The organism is Bacillus cereus group sp. N11 (assembly GCF_016483605.1).
Classification (GTDB): Bacteria; Bacillota; Bacilli; order Bacillales; family Bacillaceae_G; genus Bacillus_A; species Bacillus_A toyonensis.
The window spans coordinates 1-17,722 of sequence record NZ_JAEHBN010000016.1; the positions used below are offsets into that span (position 1 = coordinate 1).

Genomic DNA, 17,722 nt, shown 5'->3' on the forward strand with positions numbered 1-17,722 from the left:
CCAGTAGGTCCTGGAGGTCCACCAGGTCCTGGAGGTCCACCAGAAGGTCCAGTAGCTCCAGTTATGCCGGTAGGTCCTGTCGCTCCTGTTATTCCAGTAGGCCCTATTTGAGGTAAAGGAAAGGCACATGGAAAGGGGATGTGACAATTCTTTTTAAATTTACTCATTTTTACACCTCCCTTATAAATTAACTACCAATTTATATTTATACTTTAACAACTTATGAGTAAACAGACACACGGGTGTAAGGAAAAACCCTATAATAATTACATAAAAGGTTTTAAGAGCAAGCCTTTATTTCACATTCCATACCAAAAAGAGCACTATATATAAGTGCTCTTCGAATCAAAGTTCTTAGTGTAAAAGAGTACGTGATACTAAATGTAATTTTTTCATGGGCGTGAAGTATTTGAACAAAAAAAGCTATTTTAGTAGGGAACAAGTTTAAAAGGCCCTGGTTGACACAGGACCTTTTAAAAGGGAACAACAATTGACATGTTAATAATTATGACTGAAAGTTACTTTCATATTACCATTATTGGGATTTTAATTCTAATAATGGTTGTTGAGAAATAAAAAATTATTTGGCACAACAAAGCAGCTAGCTGAAGTAGCTAACTGCTCCATTGTACAATTTTAGAAGTTTCACTGGATACAGATATAAGTTGTAACGAAAAGTTACAACTATAGTATAAACAGAATTCGAAAAAATATGCAGGAAAGAAAACTAAATTAAAACTTCATTCAGCACAACAAAGCAATCAGCTTAATTAGCTAACTGCTTGTTGTACAAAAGAAAATTAGGCCCTACAAGTTAAGATGTGTAACTTAAAGTTACATTTATAGTGTTAGCAGGACTGGAAATGTTATACGGGGATTAATGCAATAAAAATTTCATTTTGTAGAAAAAAGAAGCTAAAAAAGAGCACTATATATAAGTGCTCTGTTCGAGAGTGAGTATAAATTCCTATCATTCTATACTAGTATATGCTCTGCATTATGTAATTGCTATTAAAATGGGCGTAAGATTTATTAAAAAATAGAGGCTTCTTAATTATAAAGCCTCTATTACCGAAAACTAAAATTACGTTATAGTGAATTCAATTGCAATAGGAGTACCTCCATCTAGGACTGCTCCTCCTACAATAGTAGCAGCTGTAGTAGTCACACCAGTAATAGTATCGCCGGTTTGAATAACACCATTAATATAAAGCGTGAAAAAAGCATAAGAAGCAGGAAATGTTGTTACAGCACCAGTATCATCAGTGAAGTCGGTGTTGGCAAAAGTTAAATCTGCTCCAGCAGCAGTTCCTGTTGCTGCTGTACTTACAAATCGTCTTCCAGCAATAAAAGGCTTAACGATAGGCATTTATGTTCACCTCTTTTTAAGAATTAACTCGGACAAGTTTTTAGAAAGCTTGGTCCTGTATTTTATACTATGTTGTGTTTCTTTGAATAGAAACGGCTTGTACACTAGTATAAAAACACTATTTTGTAATGAAATTATCCAATTTAAAAAGAGCACTATAAAAAGTGCTCCGTCAAAAAATATTGTTATTTACTTAATTTTAATAATAACTAACAAAAAGAAATTGGAATTTGCTTACTGTTATATAAGTTGCGGAAAATTTATTGCGGCTGGGACTACTGTAAATACTCTTAGTGAAATTGTTGCTGACCTTGTTGGTTACCCATTTGTTGACCTTGTTGGCCACCCATTTGCTGGCTCACTTGATCAACTTGTGATTGAGCTTGAGAAATAGCTTGATTTATTTGACTTAATGTTTGATTAGATTGTAGATACTGTAATCCTTGGTTTAATGTTTGAATAGCTTGTTGAATTGTTTGCTGTAATTGTTGATCAGCTTGTTGCATTTGTTGTTGAGATTGGTGACTAAATTGTTGAAGTTGTTGCATTAATTGATTAGCTTGTTGTAATCCTTGTTGGCCACCCATTTGTTGATTTTGTTGTAATCCTTGCTGTTGACTCTGAGATGCTTGAGATAAAGATTGATGTAACTGTTGAATTTGATTTTTAAGACTAGTTAATTCTTGTGAAACTTCTAAATCAGCAGCTTTACGTGCTACAGCCTCAACTTTTTTTCAGTACGTTTGTCCATTTTTAACTCCTCCTTATGTAACCACATCATTGTGTGGAACATTTTTATAATGTACAAATTAATATTTTTAATACTAAAAAGTAAAATTTAGAGACTGGGGAAGAGAGGCATATGAATAGTAATTTAATTAAAAAAGGACAAGCAAAATTGCTTGTCCTAGAAGGAGGAAATCTCAAAGCACTAAATTGACTCGCATTGGTAAACAGGTTCCTGAATAGTATGATTCAAATTAAGAAAGTTATACAAAAATGGCAGGCAAAGAAACTTTGCCTGCTTGTGGGGTGAATGAGTTAGCCAATTACGATAAATTGACTTCTCATTCTTTTACAAAAAGAGTGAAGCCACTAGTATATATGGCTTATAAATAGTGTGTGTAGTGTTCGAGAGCTTATTCAAAAAAATTAAAATGAGTAGTGCCTTTAATAAGTTGGTTTTTCTTAGGTTTGTGTAGAGCGCATGGTAGTATATGAGGATTATTTATTAACGTGCAAATATCTAATGGAATTTTCATTTTGTAGAAATAAGGAAAATAAAAAAGAGTACCATGCATAAGTGCTCTTTAAGATAGGAGGTAACACTTTGAGTTGGATACTTAGGTTAAAAGTATATGGCGTAGAAGTGAAATAAGACCTAAAATTTATAATTAACTCAATGCAAAAGAGCAGTTAACAATCGTTGACTGCTCGGCCCTCAGAGAAAGGGGAAAAAACATTACAGAGGTCACTGTGAATTCAAGCTGTATCAGCCCATTTATAGTATTGGACATAATATAGAATTTTATTCGGACAAATTCAAAAAAGGCAGCTAGCAAAAGCTAACTGCTTAGTCCCAAGGAAGAGAGAGGAGCGCTTTATTAGGTCTAATACTAAAGGCTGAAATGAGGATTTAGAAATTTAGACCTACATATATTATGAATTTCATTTTGGAAATTATGCACTTTAAATATTTTTTGGCAGACAATTATAAAAAGCTGTCTGCCAAGTGAATGAACATTTACGTTTTTATTAGGCTACATCTGTAATAGCTCATAAATAGTATGTGCTTAAATTCTAAATTTATGTAATGAAAACTAAAAAAAGCAGTTAGTTGTATTAACTGCTCTATGTAATACAACCTGGGTCAGAAGTAGATTGTACTGTCATTAGCATTAGTGGAATATCGAATTTTATTAATTCTTTTAAAAAAATCCTTATTTAAATAAAAAGAGCGCTTGTTAAGGCGCTCTATGACCAAGAGAGCATTGAAATAAGATGATCTTGGTTATTGTATGTATGTTCATAATTTATGTGTAGTTTATAAACAAAATCGTTATTTTATCTTAAATAAAAAAGAGCACACATATAAGTGTACTCTCAAATAAGAAAGGTAGAATGCTATGAATGGAAAGCTTCCATACAATAACATATGCTTGTCCAGTAAAAATGTGAATGAATTTTAAACAAAAACGCTTAAAAGGACCCGATTAGGGGTACGGGTCCTTTTAGTGAAACACTAAACTCTTATGGGATTACCAACAGATTACCATAAAAGGGAGTGGATTTCCATGTGTTGGGTATTGAGAAATCTTTTTATAAATCCTTCATTTAGCACAACAAAGCAGCTAGCTCAATGAACTAACTGCTCGTTGTACAAAAGAAACGCTGCACTTACAGAAATAGTTCGTAACTAAGAGTTACAAAAAGTAGTATGAACAGGGTTGAAAATATTATTCGGAAATGAAAGAAAACTAAACAAAAACTTCATTTTATACAATAAAACAGCTAGCGTGATTAGCTAGCTGTCCTGGTAAGAAAAGAAAACGGTGCTTATTAAATGTTGCTTTTGTAATTGCGAGTTACAACTATAGTATGAACAGAGTTGAAAATGTTATGCAAGAATGTTAAATAAAAACTTTATTAAGTACAACAAAGCAGTCAGCTTGATTAGCTAACTGCTAGTTGTACAAAAGAAATTAGGCCCTGCAAGCTCGGATATGTAACTTTAAGTTACAGTAATAGTATGTACAGAACTTGAAATGCTATGTGGGAACAACTTAATAAAAATTTCATTTTGTAGAAATAAGAAAACTAAAAAAGAGCACCATGCATAAGTGCTCTTTAAGATAGGAGGTAACACTTTGAGCCGGGTCTAGGTTAGAAGTATATGGTGTAAAAAAAGAAATAAGAACAAGATTTTATTAACTTAGTACAAAAAGCAGCTAGCAAAAGCTAACTGCTTGGCTGGTTCTCCGTGGGGAGCGGAGAAAGGTTAGGGATTCAATAAATGAGTTCTGGCTATTGCCTATCTACATTATTGACGGAATGTTTATTATATAATCATAGTGGTAATTTATTATTTGTTTTAATTTAAGGCTGGTTCCAAAAAAGTGACATACCAACAAAATATAAAATTATTAAAAGGAAAATTGCTATGAAAATAACTAAAAAGATCTTTTTCATCAGTAGACCTCCTTTATGAAGAATATTAACATTCTTTCAGAATCTGAACAAAAAAATCCTTTTAAAGTGAAAGCAAACTGAATATAGTCCGGCTAGAAAACTAGAGGACACCAATTCATTAAAGCGGCAATTAAAGCTGTTTTAGGGATAGGTGTCCTTTTTATTTTTGAAAAGGGAGATGGGGAAATGAAGGCGCTAGAAGATCAGTTACGCGAATGGAAAAAGCAATCAAAACAAGCTAAGAAGAAAAATAAGAAAAAACGAAAAGAAAAATTAAGCACTCGTGAGATTGAGGGTTTAATGGGGATGCATAGACCTTGCTATGAGCGTAGGCGTGGAGCATTAAGACAAAAGTAATAAAAAATAAAAAGGAGTGGTCTTACATGACTATACAATTATCTTTCTTACCAAAAATCGATAGAGCAGCAACGCAGAAAAAATTAGAAGGTGTTCTCGAAAATGTACGTTTATATAGACAGTTTGGAATGATGCGTGAAGAAATGAAAGTCACTCCTTCTTATGAAATTAGATATCACGGACCTACAAATAATGTGGGAAAGCCATTAGAAGATGTAGTGATGGCTAATATACAACAAAGTGAACGAGAAGAGTGGATTAAGAAAACGTCATTTCGTATCGATCAATTCCTAAATCGTTTGGGTAATGGGCGTGCAGGAAAGGATCAAAGAAATATTATCATTAAGCGTTATTTAGAAGATGAAGATGTATGTGATTATATGGTTTATAACGAAATTGGTATGAGCGAGCGTACTTATCGACGTGTTAAGGCTAGAGTGTTTTATAAACTTGCTTTTGCTCTTAGATTAGAAGTTTACGAGACAGAAGAAACTGGAGGGATTGAATAATGAATTTTGTTCAGCCAATACGTGATCCAGAGCAAATACAACAAATTAAAGAGTATTTAAAAGAAAAGAGTGAACGTAATTATATCTTGTTTGTAATGGGAATTAATACAGGTCTACGTATTAGTGACATTCTAAAACTGAAGATTGGAGATTTAAAGGGAAGCCATATCTCAATGCGTGAAATGAAGACAGGTAAGCAGAAACGAATTCAGATTACTGCAGCATTAAGAAGAGAGTTAAAATGGTACATCAAAGATATGGAAGATTATGAGTATCTAATCAAGAGTAGGCAAGGAACGAATCGACCAATTGGAAGGAGCATGGCGTATAAAATACTGAACAGTACAGCAGCAGTGTTTGGCTTAGATGAGATTGGAACGCATACACTACGTAAGACATTCGGATACCATATGTACCTGCAGACAAAGAATATAGCCTTGCTAATGGAGATATTCAATCATTCAAGTGAACGAGTAACATTACGATATATAGGAGTAAACCAAGATGCAATGGATAAAGCAATGACTAGGTTTAAAATCTAATCATTGCTTTTTCTTTTTAGTTCGAGGATAGCATCACATACCTATCGACTTAAGAACAGAAACTTACGCTTGAACATAATATCAAATCTAGATGAGCAAAGCTATTTCAAGTGAATAGAATTCACTCTTTAAGAATACATAAAATATATACATACAAGCTTAGTCTGATCACTACATCATTAGTGAAAGTAGAATTCTATAAATTTTGGAGGAAGAGATATGCAAAAAAAGGTTCTCCTGTTCACAGATTTGGGGATTGATGATGCGTTTGCTATACTGTACATCTTTTTTCGTAAAGACATTCAACTTGTAGGAATTGTAGCCGATTATGGGAATGTATCAAGAGAAAATGTAATAAGGAACATTAACTATTTGAAGTACATTGCGGGAAGAGAAGAGATACCTGTATTCCTTGGTGCTTCTGTACCGTTGACAGGAATATTGATTCAGTATTTCCCTGAGGTACATGGAAAAGTCGGATTAGGACCTATCATTCCCCCTGAAATTTCATATCCAGTTTATCCTTTAAATGATATTTATCAAATTATAGAATCAAATTTAGAAGATCTTACAATTATCAATTTAGGAAGACTCTCTTCGCTAGCTACGACTTTTGTATTGAATTTACAAACAATGCGAAACGTAAGAGAATGCATTTGCATGGGGGGAGCTTTTTTCTATCCAGGTAACGTAACTGCTGTGGCTGAAGCTAACTTTTACTCAGACCCTTATGCAGCAAACTTAATTCTGCAGCATGCAAAGAACTTGACGGTTATTCCTTTAAATGTGACTCAACATGCGATTGTTACACCCGAAATGGTCCAGCAAATCGATGCATTTCATCGGAATACACAGGATCTTGCAGGACTCATCATCAAACCTATGTTAGATTATTATTATAATTTCTACTCCAAGTCGAGTCCTGGTATAAGTGGAAGTCCTATGCATGATTTTGTAACGGTGTGGTATTTGCTGAATCAAGAGGCTGTTAGCCTTTCAAGGGTACCCATTAAAGTAATTCCTGATCAAGGGGAAGGATTTGGTCAAAGCATTGCAGACTTTCGTTTTGTTACTAATCCAGGCTATAAAACGCATAATGTAGCTTTTCAGTTTGATTATGAAAAGTTCAAGAAGGATATTATGGAAACATTCCTAAAGAAGAGAGTGTAACGGACTTTATTAACTTCAGATAATACGGATTATATGAATGAAATATCACTGCACTTCACGTACAAGAATTCGACTTTTTTAGGTTAAAATTCGTCTAACATACAAAGCTTCCGAAATGTTGGCTGTATCCTATCACTATCAAGCTAACAGAATAAAATCTTCCTAATTGCTGGTACATTAAACCTTTAACTTGATGACCATGTGGTGCTACCCTATTCTATACGGTTACTTATTTTTATTATGTTGTGTAACTCAAAAGAGAAAGTGCTATGAAGCTATCAATATCAAGGGCTGTAGCGTTTGACTTAGTTACACAAAATATAAGATATGGGTAACTGAAAAGCATAAAATGATGTAATTCTGTATATTAGTTAAATATACTTAATACGAGGTGATGATGGAGTGGTCTGCGAAGAGCTACTGTGTGAATTGGTTGAGTATCAAATGTTACAGGGCGAAAAACCGAATCTATTAAGGATAAATCCAAATTATTATAGAATGATATTAGAGGACTTGGCTTATCCAAAGTGGCTAATTAGAAAAAAGCAAAAGGTAAAAGATCATGGTTTATTAGGGATTAGAATAGAAATTACAGATCAAATTGAAAAATTTGAAATGAGAATAGTGAAAGAAGTGGCAGAGTCGTGACCGTTTTTTGGCAGGAAATGTACAGGTTATTTTGGAATTTCCGTGTTATATTTGTATTGTGAGAAGTGGCGGAAAACATTTCTCACAAAATTCCTGATAAATGAAAATGGATCGTCATGACCGGTGGCGATGGTTGCAGATTGGATAACCCGTTGTTTCTTGATTCCACATTCAATTGCAATTTACGTTGTGTAAACGAAGAAGGGCTTTTGCTCTTCTTCCAGTTACTTAATAATATTGATGCAAATAAATGTGAGAAAACAGGTGATTGGAAGAAGGATAAAACTTCATTTACCGTAATTGAAGTGTAAATTAATACTTGAATAAAAAGCATCCATTCGGGTGCTTTTTATTTTATAGATAAGGAGTGAGGATAATGTGTGAGCATAAGTATCAAGTGCTAGATAGTGATACTACTTCTTTCTATTCTGATGCTAATTGTTATGGTGTAGATGTTGCTGCTACTTTCTACTGTGAGAAGTGTCTGGATATACAACATCGGGAGAAGCGGATTGATACAGGTATGATTGAGGTAACGGATAGTGAATGAATATAAAACAAAAAAACAGAAGCGTAAGTTCTATGACAGTGGTGAGTGGAAGAGTACACGCGAACAAGTAAAGAAGCGAGACAACTATGAGTGCCAGGAATGTAAACGTAACGGTCGAGTGCAAACAGATACCAATGAGTACAGTGAGAGTGCCAAACGAAAGAAGATACAGCTCGTTGTCCATCATATAAAAGAACTAGAACATCATCCTGATCTTGCATTAGACATAGACAACCTTGAAACAGTTTGTGTAAATTGTCATAACAAAGAACATGGAAGAGTTTACGAAAAGAAACAAAATAAATGGGAACATGATGAGAAATGGTGAAAATAAAACAAAAATAACACCCCCCCTTAAAATATTTCATGAAAAATTTGTCTTAGGGGCACCGGAGGTGGGGGTCGTTTTTTCAGATTTTTGAGCTGTTTCGTATAGGACCCCTACCCAGTATGAAAATATGATTGAATCGAGGTGATATTATGGCGGACATTGATGAGCGTGAGGTGCTAGTTAACAAAGAAAAAAATCGTTTAAAAAGACTATTTAAAGACATCCCACCTAGTAAGTTGAAAGTGGTAGAAGGGTTAATTATTCAAGCAGCGAGATTACGAGTTTTATTGAATGAGATGTGGATGGATATATCTGAGAATGGTGACTATGAAATGTTCTCACAATCTGATAAAACAGAGCCGTATGAAAGAGAACGACCTGTTGCCCGGTTATATAATACCCGTGATCAATCATATCAAAGGGTCATTAAACAATTAACGGATTTGTTGCCGGAGGGAAATAATAAAAAAGAAATTAAGAAGTATTCGGCAAGTGATTTAATATGATTGTTCATAAGTATGTAAGTGAATATATAGAACTATATGAAACAGGAACCGTATTATTAAATAAAGAACGCATCATGCTTATTAATTATTTAAAGCAAGATATATTAACCCGTAATGATTTACATTTCGATATGGATTTAATTCATAAATGTGTAACTTTCATAGAAAAGTGGCATTTTAAATTAAATTCCTTTCAAAAATTTTTAATAGCATTTGTGTTTTTGTTTGATGAATATGAGGATGTTTATTTTGATCAGCATTTTTGGATGATGGCAAGGGGTGCTGGTAAAAACGGATTGATTAGTGCATTGACACACTTCTTTATTAGCGAATTGCATGGTATTGAGCATTATAATGTATCAGTAGTTGCTAATACAGAAAGGCAAGCTAAGACTTCTTTTACAGATGTTTATGAAAAGAATAAAAAACATGAAATATTAGACGAGCTGTTTGTATCAACAAAACAATTGATAACAAATAAAGCTACCCGTTCGACTTTTGAATTTCATACATCGAATGCAGGAAGTAAAGACTCATTAAGAGATGGATGTGTAATTTATGATGAGATACATAGGTATGAAAATAGCGATGTTGTAGAAGTATTCTCTAGTGGTTTAGGTAAAGTTCCTAACTCTAGGGAATTTTTTATTACCACAGATGGATTTGTTCGTGAAGGGTATCTCGACAAAATGAAAGAGCGAGCTATGAATATTCTGAAAGGAAAAGAAAAAGAGGATAGATTATTTCCTTTCATTTGTAAGTTGGATAATCCTGAAGAAGTAGATAATCCAGATATGTGGGAAAAAGCAAATCCAATGTTTAGTAAGCCTATAAGTCAATATGCTAGAGGTTTGTTTAAAAAAGTTATGCGTCAGTATAAAAACCTTGAGAATGATCCATCTAATAGAGAAAATTTCATGACTAAAAGAATGAATTTACCAGAAGTGGATTTAACTAAGTCTGTAGCTCCATGGGAAGAAATCATGCGTACTGGTTATGAAGAAGATGGAGTAACGCTTAGAGAAGTTCCAGATCTAAGACACAAAACTGCTGTGGGCGGCCTCGACTTCGCCAGCATCAAGGACTTTGCATCAGTCGGATTACTGTTTAAACATGGTGAAGATTACATTTGGAAATCACAATCATTTGTAAGAAAAGGCTTTTTGGACAAAGTGAAATTAAAAGTACCTATTAAAGAATGGGAAGAGCAAGGATTGCTTACTATTCTAGATGAACCAGTCATTAATATCTCTCACATTGTAGATTGGTTTGTAAAAATGCGTGAGTTATACGGGTTTAATACGATTGTAGCTGATACATTCCGTCTTGATCTTGTTAAATCAGCCCTTGAAGCTGAAGGTTTCATATTGTTATACATTCGTAATCCAAAAGCTATTCATTCTTTATTAGCACCAAGGGTCGAAACGTTATTTGCAAACAATCGTATTATTTTTGGAGATAATCCATTAATGCGTTGGTACACCAACAACGTTTACGTCCACATCAAAAAAGACGGTAACAAAGAATATCTGAAAAAAGATGAATTCAAGCGAAAAACAGATGGATTCCAAGCTTTTATCCATGCATTATGGCAAGCAGATAACGTTCTTGTGGATGAATTTGATTTTATGCTAGATGGTATTAAATTCTAATAAAGGGGGTGATAATCATTGGATGGCTGGATGCGGTATTTAAAAGAAATAGTGAGTTAGGATTTATGTTTGATGTGGAAATGTTTATTGAAAAGGCAAATAGAGTCCACATGAAGCGAATAGCGATTGATACCTGTATATCATTTTTAGGAAGGACAATTAGTCAATCAGAATTCAGAGTAAAAAACGGCGGAAAATTCGAAAAAGATGAGCTTTATTACCGATTAAATGTTAGGCCCAATAAGAATATGACAGCAAGTACCTTTTGGGAACAGTTCATTTACAAACTTATTTATGATAATGAAGCTTTAATTATACAAGCAGATGATGGTGATCTACTTATCGCTGATGACTTTGAACATAATGAGTACGCTGTGTTTGAAGATACTTTTACAAATGTCACCGTAAAAGATTATCAGTTTAAGAGAAGTTTTAAACAAAGTGAAGTCATTCATTTAAGATATCGTAATGACAAGTTATCACCGCTTATTGATGGGCTTTTTGCTGATTATGGTGATTTATTCGGTAGGATATTAAGCTCTCAAAAACGTAAAAATCAAATTCGTGCCACAGTTGATATGGACATGCTTGCTGCAAAGAGTAAAGACCATCAAGCAAAACTCCAAAATTTTATAGATGACATGTATAAAGCTGTTGGAGAAAATGATATTGCTATTATTCCACAACAACCAGGATTTAAATACGAAGAAACATCAGGTGGTGTAAATTCTGGTCAAAGTGTGGATGAAATAAACAAAGTAACGAATGGCTTTCTAAATCAAGTAGCTATGGCTTTTGGTATTCCGATCGCTTTGTTATATGGCGAAATGGCTGATGTAGAGAAGCAAACGAAAAATTATATGCTTTTCACAGTGAAACCATTATTAAAAAAGATTTCAGATGAAGCAAACGTTAAATTTTTTGAAAAAGAAGAGTATCTTTTAGGTCAAAAAATTGAAATTAAATCCGTTTCTTATCAGAGTATATTTGAGCTTGCTGAAAGTATCGATAAACTCATTTCTTCTAGTGCATTCACAGGTAATGAGCTTAGATTGGAAGTAGGATATGATATTTCAAATGATCCGAATTTAAACAAACATTATATTACCAAAAACTATACAGAAACTCATTTAACTGAAGGAGGTGAGAAAGAAAATGACGGTGAAAATTGACGTTAAAGGGCCAATTATTTCTAATGATGAAGCTTGGATTTATGATTGGTTTGAAATGGATGCTACAAGCCCAGGAAAGATTTCAAAAGCGCTTGATGAAGCAAATGGCGATGACTTAGTTGTATCAATTAATAGTCCTGGCGGTTATGTAAATGAAGGTTCAGAGATTTACACAGCATTAAAAAATTATCCTGGTCATGTGGAAGCTCAAATTGTTGGGTTGGCGGCAAGTGCAGCATCATTCATTGCGATGGGTGCTGATAAAGTTCGAATCTCTCCAACAGCTCAAATTATGATTCACAATGCCTCTATGTGGAATGGTGGAGATCATCGTGATATGGAAAAGGCTGCTGAGATGTTGAAAACAACAGATCGAGCGATTGTAAACGCCTATGTCATTAAAAGTGGGAAATCAGAAGAGGAACTACTTAATATGATGGCTGAAGAAACTTGGATGGGTCCACAACAAGCATTAGAAAACAATTTTGTGGATGAAATCATGTTTATGGATAATCAGGTTAAAATGACAGCTTCAACTGCCACTTCTGCCATGCTTCCACAGAAAGTAATCGATGGTTTTAGAAATGGAACAATGAACAAAGGCCAAGGGATTACAAAAGAAGATTTAAACGCAGCGTTATCAGGGTTAAAAAACGAAATCCTGAATGATTTACAAAACAATATAGAAGAACAACCAAAGGAGCCGAATCCTAAACCTGTAAAAAACAGTGGGATTAAAGGGCTCCTTTTAAATTTATAAATTTATAAAAATATAAAATTATAAAAAATGGGGGAAACACATAATGACGATTAAATTTAATAAATCTGAAGCATTCAATAAGGCGAAAACAAAGTTAACGGATGCTTTAACTAATGCAGAGAGTACAGAGCAAGAACAAACAGCAGCATTTGAAGGTTTCTTTGATGCGATGCAAACGGATATAATTAACACAGTCCGTAACCAAGTAAATGATGAAATGTTAGATCGTTCTATTCTTCAACAACGCGGTCAAAACGTATTAACAGCAGCAGAAACAAAATTCTTTAATGCAGTTGTACAAGATGGCGGTTTTAAAGACGGTTCTATTCTTCCAGTAACTACACAAGAACGTGTATTTGAAGACTTAGTTAAAGAACATCCATTACTTGATGCTTTAGGTCTACAAGATTTAGGTGCAGTTACAAAGTTCATTTACTCTGATGCGACAAAAGCGTATGCTTGGGGCGAATTATTCGGTGAAATCAAAGGACAAATTAATGCGGCATTTAGACAAGAACAAATTGGTCAACTTAAATTAACTGCATTTGCTGCTATTCCGAACGATATGTTAGAACTTGGGCCGGAATGGGTTGAACGTTATGTTCGAACTTTATTAGTAGAATCTTATTCAGTAGGTTTAGAGTTTGGTTTTGTAAATGGTGGTGGAGTTGTAGCGCATCAACCTGTAGGTTTAATGAAAGATGTAAATGCAACTACAGGCGCGGTTACTGATAAAAAATCATCTGGAACTTTGACATTTGCTCCTTCTGAACATGGCGAAGTAATTGCTGGTGAACTTTACGAAGTGGTAAAAGCTTTATCTGTTGATGGAAAAGGAAAATCTCGTAAAGTATTAAATAAAATTGTGATGGTTGTAAATCCTGTGGATGCAATCGGTGTACAAGCACGTAACACAATTCAAACTCCTAATGGTCAATGGATAATGGCGTTACCTTATAACATCCAAACTGCTGAATCTGAAGAAGTTCCAGTTGGAAAAGCATTATTCTTTGTAAAAGGACAATATCTTGCAGCGATTGCTGGCGGATATAAGCTTAAAAAGTTTGATCAAACATTAGCAATTGAAGATGCTACGCTTTATACAATCAAACAGTTTGCTAACGGTAAACCAAAAGATAATAAAGCAGCTCTTGTTTATGATTTAAAGATTTCTTTCGTCCCTAAAACTCCACCAACTCAAGGGTGATGTGAATGGATACAGTAATTTCAAATGAAATATTACAGCAATTCAAAGATAGAATGCGATTAGGTGATGATGAAGATGATAACCTAAAGCGCATCCTTTCTACGTCTAACAAGGCATTACTTAGAGTGTGCGGAAATTATGATTTAAATAATGACGAGGAGTTCAAAGAATTAGTCTTTGAACGCTCTCGTTATGTTTATAACGATGCATTAGAGTATTTTGACAAGAATTTTTTAAGTCAGATTAATAGTTTAGGTATCGATAAAGCGTTAGAAGAAATCAAACTGGACGGTGATTAATATGCGTCCTTTTCAGTATAAAAAGCCATTGAATACAGGTGATTTTAGAAATCGAATTTGCATTGAACAACCTGTAGTAATAAAAGATGAATTAAACCAAGTAATCGAAACATCTTGGCAAGAAGTTAAAAAAGCATGGTCAATGATAAAAACGGTAAAAGGGTCTGAGTATATTGAAGCTTCAGCTTCACAAGCTACTCGGATCTATCGTTTTGTAATCCCTTATACATCAGGAATTACAGAAGAAATGCGAGTTAATATGAAAAATCGTATCTTTGATATTATCGAACCGCCAATGAATGATGATGAAATGTATCAAACATTGACTATTATCGCAAAGGAGCATACTTGATATGAATGATTTTGCGAGTGATCTTGCTAGAGAATTACAAAGATATGCACATGTTGTGGAAGAAGAATTGTTGACAGCACAAGAAGAAGTAGCCGATCTTGCTGTAAGTAAATTAAGACAAAGTGGCCCTAAAAAAACAGGTGCTTATCGTAAAGGGTGGCGTAAGAAAAAAGAAGGTAATAGCGTTGTCGTCCACAATACAAAAGGACAATTAACACATCTTTTAGAAAAGGGACATGTGAAAGTCGGTGGTGGTCGAGTTCCAGCACAAGTTCATATTCGTCCAGTTGAAGAGTATGTAATTGACGAATTTCCAAGACGTATCGAAAGGGCGGTTCAACAATGATATTAGGTGAATTAACAAAAATTCTTGAAGCTACCGGTTATCCTGTGGCTTATTCGCATTTCACAGCAACGCTAAATAATCCAGTTCCGGCACCGCCTTATATCTGTTTTCTTGTGGATGGATCAGCAAATTTAATGGCTGATAACAAGGTTTACCACAAGATAAATGATTTGAATATAGAGCTTTACACAACTAAAAAAGATTTAGTTGCGGAAGCCAAGCTAGAGAAGGTCCTAGACGATCATGATATCCCTTATGAATCGTATGGGACTTTTATTGAATCTGAAAAGTTGTATCAAAAATATTATGAAACGAGGTTGATATAAATGAATGAAAACAAAGTAGCTTTTGGTTTGAAAAATGTCCATTATGCACTTTTCGATATTAAAGGTGGTGTAGTCACATTTAGCACACCGATTCCATTACCAGGTGCAGTTGAATTAACGTTTGATCCACGAGGGGATTTAATTGAATTCTACGCGGATGACATGCTTTACTATGCGGCAAGTAATAACCAAGGTTATGACGGAACGCTATCCATCGCGACAATTCCAGAACAATTTGCTGTTGATGCATTAGGAGAGGAATTAGACGAAGAAGACGGTGTGTTAAACGAATTAGCTGACGCGAAAGGGAAATCATTTGCATTATTATTTGAATTTGATGGTGATGTACGAGCAACGCGCCACGTTATGTTTAACTGTTCAGCAAGTCGTCCAACACTTGCATCTAAAACGAAAACAAATTCAGCGGAGCCAAATACAAATGAACTTAAATTTGTATCAAGCCCTATTGATATTAACGGAAAACGTATGGTTAAAACGAAAACTACTACTAAATCAAAACAAGCGATTTATGATAATTGGTACAAAAAAGTGTATACAAAAGTACCTGCATTACCGAAAGGAGCATAAGTAGATGGAAAAGACAATTTCAATAGATGGAAAACAAGTCAGATTAAAAAGTACAGCAGCAACAGTTAAACGATATAAAGCACAATTCAGACGTAATTTATTTGCAGATATGATGGGGTTAGGAGCAATTAGTACATTAACTTCGTCAGATGGATCACAACAACCTATCGATACATCTAATCTTGATTTAAGTAAAGTGGACTTTGAGCTTGTTTATGATTTGACTTGGTTATTCGCTAAAACGGCTGATTCAAGTATTCCTGATCCTATGACGTGGCTGGATGAATTTGAAGAATTCCCAATTGAAGAAATCATGCCAGAAATAATGGAACTAGTTCAAGTCACTATGGGAGCAAAAAAAAAATAAAAGAAAACAATGGAGAGCAAGGGATATTCAGTGATGAAGAATTAACCACTGATTTGTTCCTTGCTCTTTGTTATAAAGCGAAATTAACGCGTTGGGATTTAGAAGATATGACAATTGGTGATTGTTTTGATTACATTGCTGAATTCGCTGAAATGGAGAATCCAGACAAAGAAAAAGTTAGAAAAGCAAATCAAAAAGATTACGATGCGTTCTAAGAAATGAGGTGAGAAAATGGCAGGAAGAATTAAAGGGATTACTATTTCTATTGACGGAGAAACCACAGGACTTCAAAATGCTTTAAAAGATGTAAATAAACGGAGTAATGATTTAACCAAAGAGCTTAAAGATGTTGAGCGCTTATTAAAGTTTGATCCTGGTAATGTGGAAGCATTAGCGCAAAAACAAAAATTACTTACACAACAAATTGAAAATACAACGCAAAAGCTAGATAAATTGAAAGCAGCGGAACAGCAAGTACAAGCTCAATTCCAAAACGGAAAAATTTCCGAAGAACAATATCGTGCATTTAGGCGTGAAATTGAATTTACACAAGGGTCACTTGATGGTCTGAAAAATAAACTTGGAAATATGAAAGCTGAACAAGAAAATGTAGCGAGTTCAACAAGACAATTAGAAACGTTGTTTAGTGCTACAGGGAAAAGCGTTGATGATTTTGCAAGTGCATTAGGTAATCGTCTTGTAAATGCAATTAAAAGCGGAACAGCTACAAGTCGCCAATTAGAACAAGCAATTGGGATTATTGGTCGTGAAGCATTAGGAACTGAAGCGGATATTGAAAAGTTACAAAGAGCGTTACGATCTGTGGATGCTGGTAATTCAATACAACAAGTTCGAAATGAATTAAGAGATTTACAGCAAGAAGCCCAAAGGACGGAAAGAGAATTTCAAGAATTAGATATTGGCTTAGAAAACGTACTTGGTGCAATGGTAGCTGGTGGTGGAATTGCCGGGACAATCGAAAAAGCACTTGATATGTCTAAGTTAAAAACAAAGATTGATATTACTTTTGATGTACCTGAGTCCTCCAAAAAGTCAGTAGAAGAAGCTATTAGAGGTGTCACTACTTATGGCGTTGATGCTGAAGCATCTTTAGAGGGCGTGCGCAGGCAATGGGCTTTAAATAAAAATATTAGCGATGAAGCTAACGCATCTATAGTAAAAGGGGCAGCGGTAATTGCAACATCTTATGAAGGTATAGATTTTACAGAGTTAATCCAAGAAACATATGAAATAGGAAATGAATTAGGGATAACTCAAGATAGTGCCCTTGGCATGGTTGATGCATTGTTAAAAATGGGATTTCCACCAGAACAACTAGATATCATTGCCGAATACGGAAGTCAGCTGACTCGTGCAGGTTTTAAAGCTGAAGAAGTCCAAGCGATTATGGAAGCAGGCGTTGAAACAGGTAGTTGGAATTAGATTATAGTTCCCTTGTATGGTGACATACAATGAAAAACT

Annotated in this window: 20 protein-coding genes and 2 pseudogenes; 19 read left to right on the forward strand and 3 right to left on the reverse strand. The window is 34.5% G+C overall.

From position 1 onward, the window contains the following. The 3 genes and pseudogenes from JDS98_RS30340 to JDS98_RS30345 form a co-directional block, all read right to left on the reverse strand. A pseudogene (locus JDS98_RS30340) lies at positions 1-167 on the reverse strand (BclA C-terminal domain-containing protein); the annotation flags it as partial. Between the two features lie 917 nt (positions 168-1,084). Then, positions 1,085-1,369, reverse strand: coding sequence for a DUF4183 domain-containing protein (locus JDS98_RS23040; RefSeq protein ID WP_033730179.1), 285 nt, complete (start codon positions 1,367-1,369; stop codon positions 1,085-1,087). Positions 1,370-1,659: 290 nt separating this feature from the next. After that, positions 1,660-1,956 (reverse strand): hypothetical protein, encoded by a 297-nt coding sequence (locus JDS98_RS30345; RefSeq protein WP_242480989.1) that lies wholly within the window; start codon positions 1,954-1,956, stop codon positions 1,660-1,662. A 2,788-nt stretch (positions 1,957-4,744) separates the two neighbouring features. On the opposite strand from JDS98_RS30345, the gene JDS98_RS23050 reads away from it, so the two are divergent. The 19 genes and pseudogenes from JDS98_RS23050 to JDS98_RS23140 all read left to right on the forward strand — a co-directional run. Then, a complete protein-coding gene (locus tag JDS98_RS23050) occupies positions 4,745-4,915 on the forward strand; it encodes a hypothetical protein (protein ID WP_199634358.1) in 171 nt (56 codons plus the stop codon). A 26-nt stretch (positions 4,916-4,941) separates the two neighbouring features. Then, positions 4,942-5,424, forward strand: coding sequence for an ArpU family phage packaging/lysis transcriptional regulator (locus tag JDS98_RS23055; protein WP_199634359.1), 483 nt, complete (start codon positions 4,942-4,944; stop codon positions 5,422-5,424). After that, positions 5,424-5,966, forward strand: coding sequence for a site-specific integrase (locus JDS98_RS23060; RefSeq protein ID WP_199634360.1), 543 nt, complete (start codon positions 5,424-5,426; stop codon positions 5,964-5,966). The genes JDS98_RS23055 and JDS98_RS23060 overlap by 1 nt, the downstream gene beginning before the upstream one ends. A gap of 219 nt (positions 5,967-6,185) precedes the next feature. Then, complete coding sequence (locus JDS98_RS23065) at positions 6,186-7,136, forward strand: nucleoside hydrolase (protein WP_199634361.1); 951 nt, start codon at positions 6,186-6,188, stop codon at positions 7,134-7,136. A 402-nt stretch (positions 7,137-7,538) separates the two neighbouring features. After that, the gene (locus JDS98_RS23070; protein ID WP_199634362.1) at positions 7,539-7,784 is read left to right on the forward strand and encodes a hypothetical protein; all 246 of its coding nucleotides are present in this window, start codon (positions 7,539-7,541) and stop codon (positions 7,782-7,784) included. Between the two features lie 376 nt (positions 7,785-8,160). After that, positions 8,161-8,334 carry a hypothetical protein gene (locus JDS98_RS23075; protein WP_199634363.1) on the forward strand — a complete coding sequence of 58 codons (174 nt, stop codon included), beginning with the start codon at positions 8,161-8,163 and terminating at the stop codon, positions 8,332-8,334. Continuing rightward, positions 8,327-8,662, forward strand: a complete 336-nt coding sequence (locus JDS98_RS23080; protein WP_097855407.1) for an HNH endonuclease — start codon at positions 8,327-8,329, stop codon at positions 8,660-8,662. The genes JDS98_RS23075 and JDS98_RS23080 overlap by 8 nt, the downstream gene beginning before the upstream one ends. A gap of 152 nt (positions 8,663-8,814) precedes the next feature. After that, on the forward strand, positions 8,815-9,171 hold the full coding sequence (locus JDS98_RS23085) for a hypothetical protein (RefSeq protein WP_000763336.1): 357 nt from the start codon (positions 8,815-8,817) through the stop codon (positions 9,169-9,171). Next, complete coding sequence (locus JDS98_RS23090; protein ID WP_199634364.1) at positions 9,168-10,823, forward strand: terminase TerL endonuclease subunit; 1,656 nt, start codon at positions 9,168-9,170, stop codon at positions 10,821-10,823. The genes JDS98_RS23085 and JDS98_RS23090 overlap by 4 nt, the downstream gene beginning before the upstream one ends. A gap of 8 nt (positions 10,824-10,831) precedes the next feature. After that, positions 10,832-11,995 (forward strand): phage portal protein, encoded by a 1,164-nt coding sequence (locus JDS98_RS23095; RefSeq protein WP_199634365.1) that lies wholly within the window; start codon positions 10,832-10,834, stop codon positions 11,993-11,995. Next, a complete protein-coding gene (locus tag JDS98_RS23100) occupies positions 11,979-12,755 on the forward strand; it encodes a head maturation protease, ClpP-related (protein WP_097953992.1) in 777 nt (258 codons plus the stop codon). Before JDS98_RS23095 ends, JDS98_RS23100 begins: the two co-directional genes overlap by 17 nt. Positions 12,756-12,798: 43 nt before the next feature. After that, positions 12,799-13,962: a phage major capsid protein gene (locus JDS98_RS23105; protein WP_199634366.1), complete on the forward strand. Its 1,164-nt coding sequence runs from the start codon at positions 12,799-12,801 to the stop codon at positions 13,960-13,962. Positions 13,963-13,967: 5 nt separating this feature from the next. Beyond that, the gene (locus tag JDS98_RS23110; RefSeq protein WP_097872883.1) at positions 13,968-14,261 is read left to right on the forward strand and encodes a hypothetical protein; all 294 of its coding nucleotides are present in this window, start codon (positions 13,968-13,970) and stop codon (positions 14,259-14,261) included. A gap of 1 nt (position 14,262) precedes the next feature. Beyond that, positions 14,263-14,613, forward strand: a complete 351-nt coding sequence (locus JDS98_RS23115) for a phage head closure protein (protein ID WP_097872884.1) — start codon at positions 14,263-14,265, stop codon at positions 14,611-14,613. A 1-nt stretch (position 14,614) separates the two neighbouring features. Further along, positions 14,615-14,959 (forward strand): HK97 gp10 family phage protein, encoded by a 345-nt coding sequence (locus JDS98_RS23120; protein WP_199634367.1) that lies wholly within the window; start codon positions 14,615-14,617, stop codon positions 14,957-14,959. Next, a complete protein-coding gene (locus JDS98_RS23125) occupies positions 14,956-15,285 on the forward strand; it encodes a hypothetical protein (protein ID WP_199634368.1) in 330 nt (109 codons plus the stop codon). Before JDS98_RS23120 ends, JDS98_RS23125 begins: the two co-directional genes overlap by 4 nt. After that, positions 15,286-15,873 carry a major tail protein gene (locus JDS98_RS23130; protein WP_199634369.1) on the forward strand — a complete coding sequence of 196 codons (588 nt, stop codon included), beginning with the start codon at positions 15,286-15,288 and terminating at the stop codon, positions 15,871-15,873. A gap of 4 nt (positions 15,874-15,877) precedes the next feature. Further along, entirely contained in the window at positions 15,878-16,240 is a 363-nt protein-coding gene (locus tag JDS98_RS23135) for a hypothetical protein (RefSeq protein WP_098139953.1), read from the forward strand. A 231-nt stretch (positions 16,241-16,471) separates the two neighbouring features. Continuing rightward, positions 16,472-17,680: pseudogene (locus JDS98_RS23140) on the forward strand (hypothetical protein); the annotation flags it as partial. Positions 17,681-17,722 lie beyond the last annotated feature (42 nt).

What these genes read in the sequence shown, in the direction of transcription:
- JDS98_RS23040 (WP_033730179.1), bottom strand. Translation starts at nt 1,369, where the DNA reads ATGCCTATCGTTAAGCCTTTTATTGCTGGAAGACGATTTGTAAGTACA.
- JDS98_RS30345 (WP_242480989.1), bottom strand. Translation starts at nt 1,956, where the DNA reads ATGGGTGGCCAACAAGGATTACAACAAGCTAATCAATTAATGCAACAA.
- JDS98_RS23050 (WP_199634358.1), top strand. Translation starts at nt 4,745, where the DNA reads ATGAAGGCGCTAGAAGATCAGTTACGCGAATGGAAAAAGCAATCAAAA.
- JDS98_RS23055 (WP_199634359.1), top strand. Translation starts at nt 4,942, where the DNA reads ATGACTATACAATTATCTTTCTTACCAAAAATCGATAGAGCAGCAACG.
- JDS98_RS23060 (WP_199634360.1), top strand. Translation starts at nt 5,424, where the DNA reads ATGAATTTTGTTCAGCCAATACGTGATCCAGAGCAAATACAACAAATT.
- JDS98_RS23065 (WP_199634361.1), top strand. Translation starts at nt 6,186, where the DNA reads ATGCAAAAAAAGGTTCTCCTGTTCACAGATTTGGGGATTGATGATGCG.
- JDS98_RS23075 (WP_199634363.1), top strand. Translation starts at nt 8,161, where the DNA reads ATGTGTGAGCATAAGTATCAAGTGCTAGATAGTGATACTACTTCTTTC.
- JDS98_RS23085 (WP_000763336.1), top strand. Translation starts at nt 8,815, where the DNA reads ATGGCGGACATTGATGAGCGTGAGGTGCTAGTTAACAAAGAAAAAAAT.
- JDS98_RS23090 (WP_199634364.1), top strand. Translation starts at nt 9,168, where the DNA reads ATGATTGTTCATAAGTATGTAAGTGAATATATAGAACTATATGAAACA.
- JDS98_RS23100 (WP_097953992.1), top strand. Translation starts at nt 11,979, where the DNA reads ATGACGGTGAAAATTGACGTTAAAGGGCCAATTATTTCTAATGATGAA.
- JDS98_RS23105 (WP_199634366.1), top strand. Translation starts at nt 12,799, where the DNA reads ATGACGATTAAATTTAATAAATCTGAAGCATTCAATAAGGCGAAAACA.
- JDS98_RS23110 (WP_097872883.1), top strand. Translation starts at nt 13,968, where the DNA reads ATGGATACAGTAATTTCAAATGAAATATTACAGCAATTCAAAGATAGA.
- JDS98_RS23115 (WP_097872884.1), top strand. Translation starts at nt 14,263, where the DNA reads ATGCGTCCTTTTCAGTATAAAAAGCCATTGAATACAGGTGATTTTAGA.
- JDS98_RS23120 (WP_199634367.1), top strand. Translation starts at nt 14,615, where the DNA reads ATGAATGATTTTGCGAGTGATCTTGCTAGAGAATTACAAAGATATGCA.
- JDS98_RS23125 (WP_199634368.1), top strand. Translation starts at nt 14,956, where the DNA reads ATGATATTAGGTGAATTAACAAAAATTCTTGAAGCTACCGGTTATCCT.
- JDS98_RS23130 (WP_199634369.1), top strand. Translation starts at nt 15,286, where the DNA reads ATGAATGAAAACAAAGTAGCTTTTGGTTTGAAAAATGTCCATTATGCA.
- JDS98_RS23135 (WP_098139953.1), top strand. Translation starts at nt 15,878, where the DNA reads ATGGAAAAGACAATTTCAATAGATGGAAAACAAGTCAGATTAAAAAGT.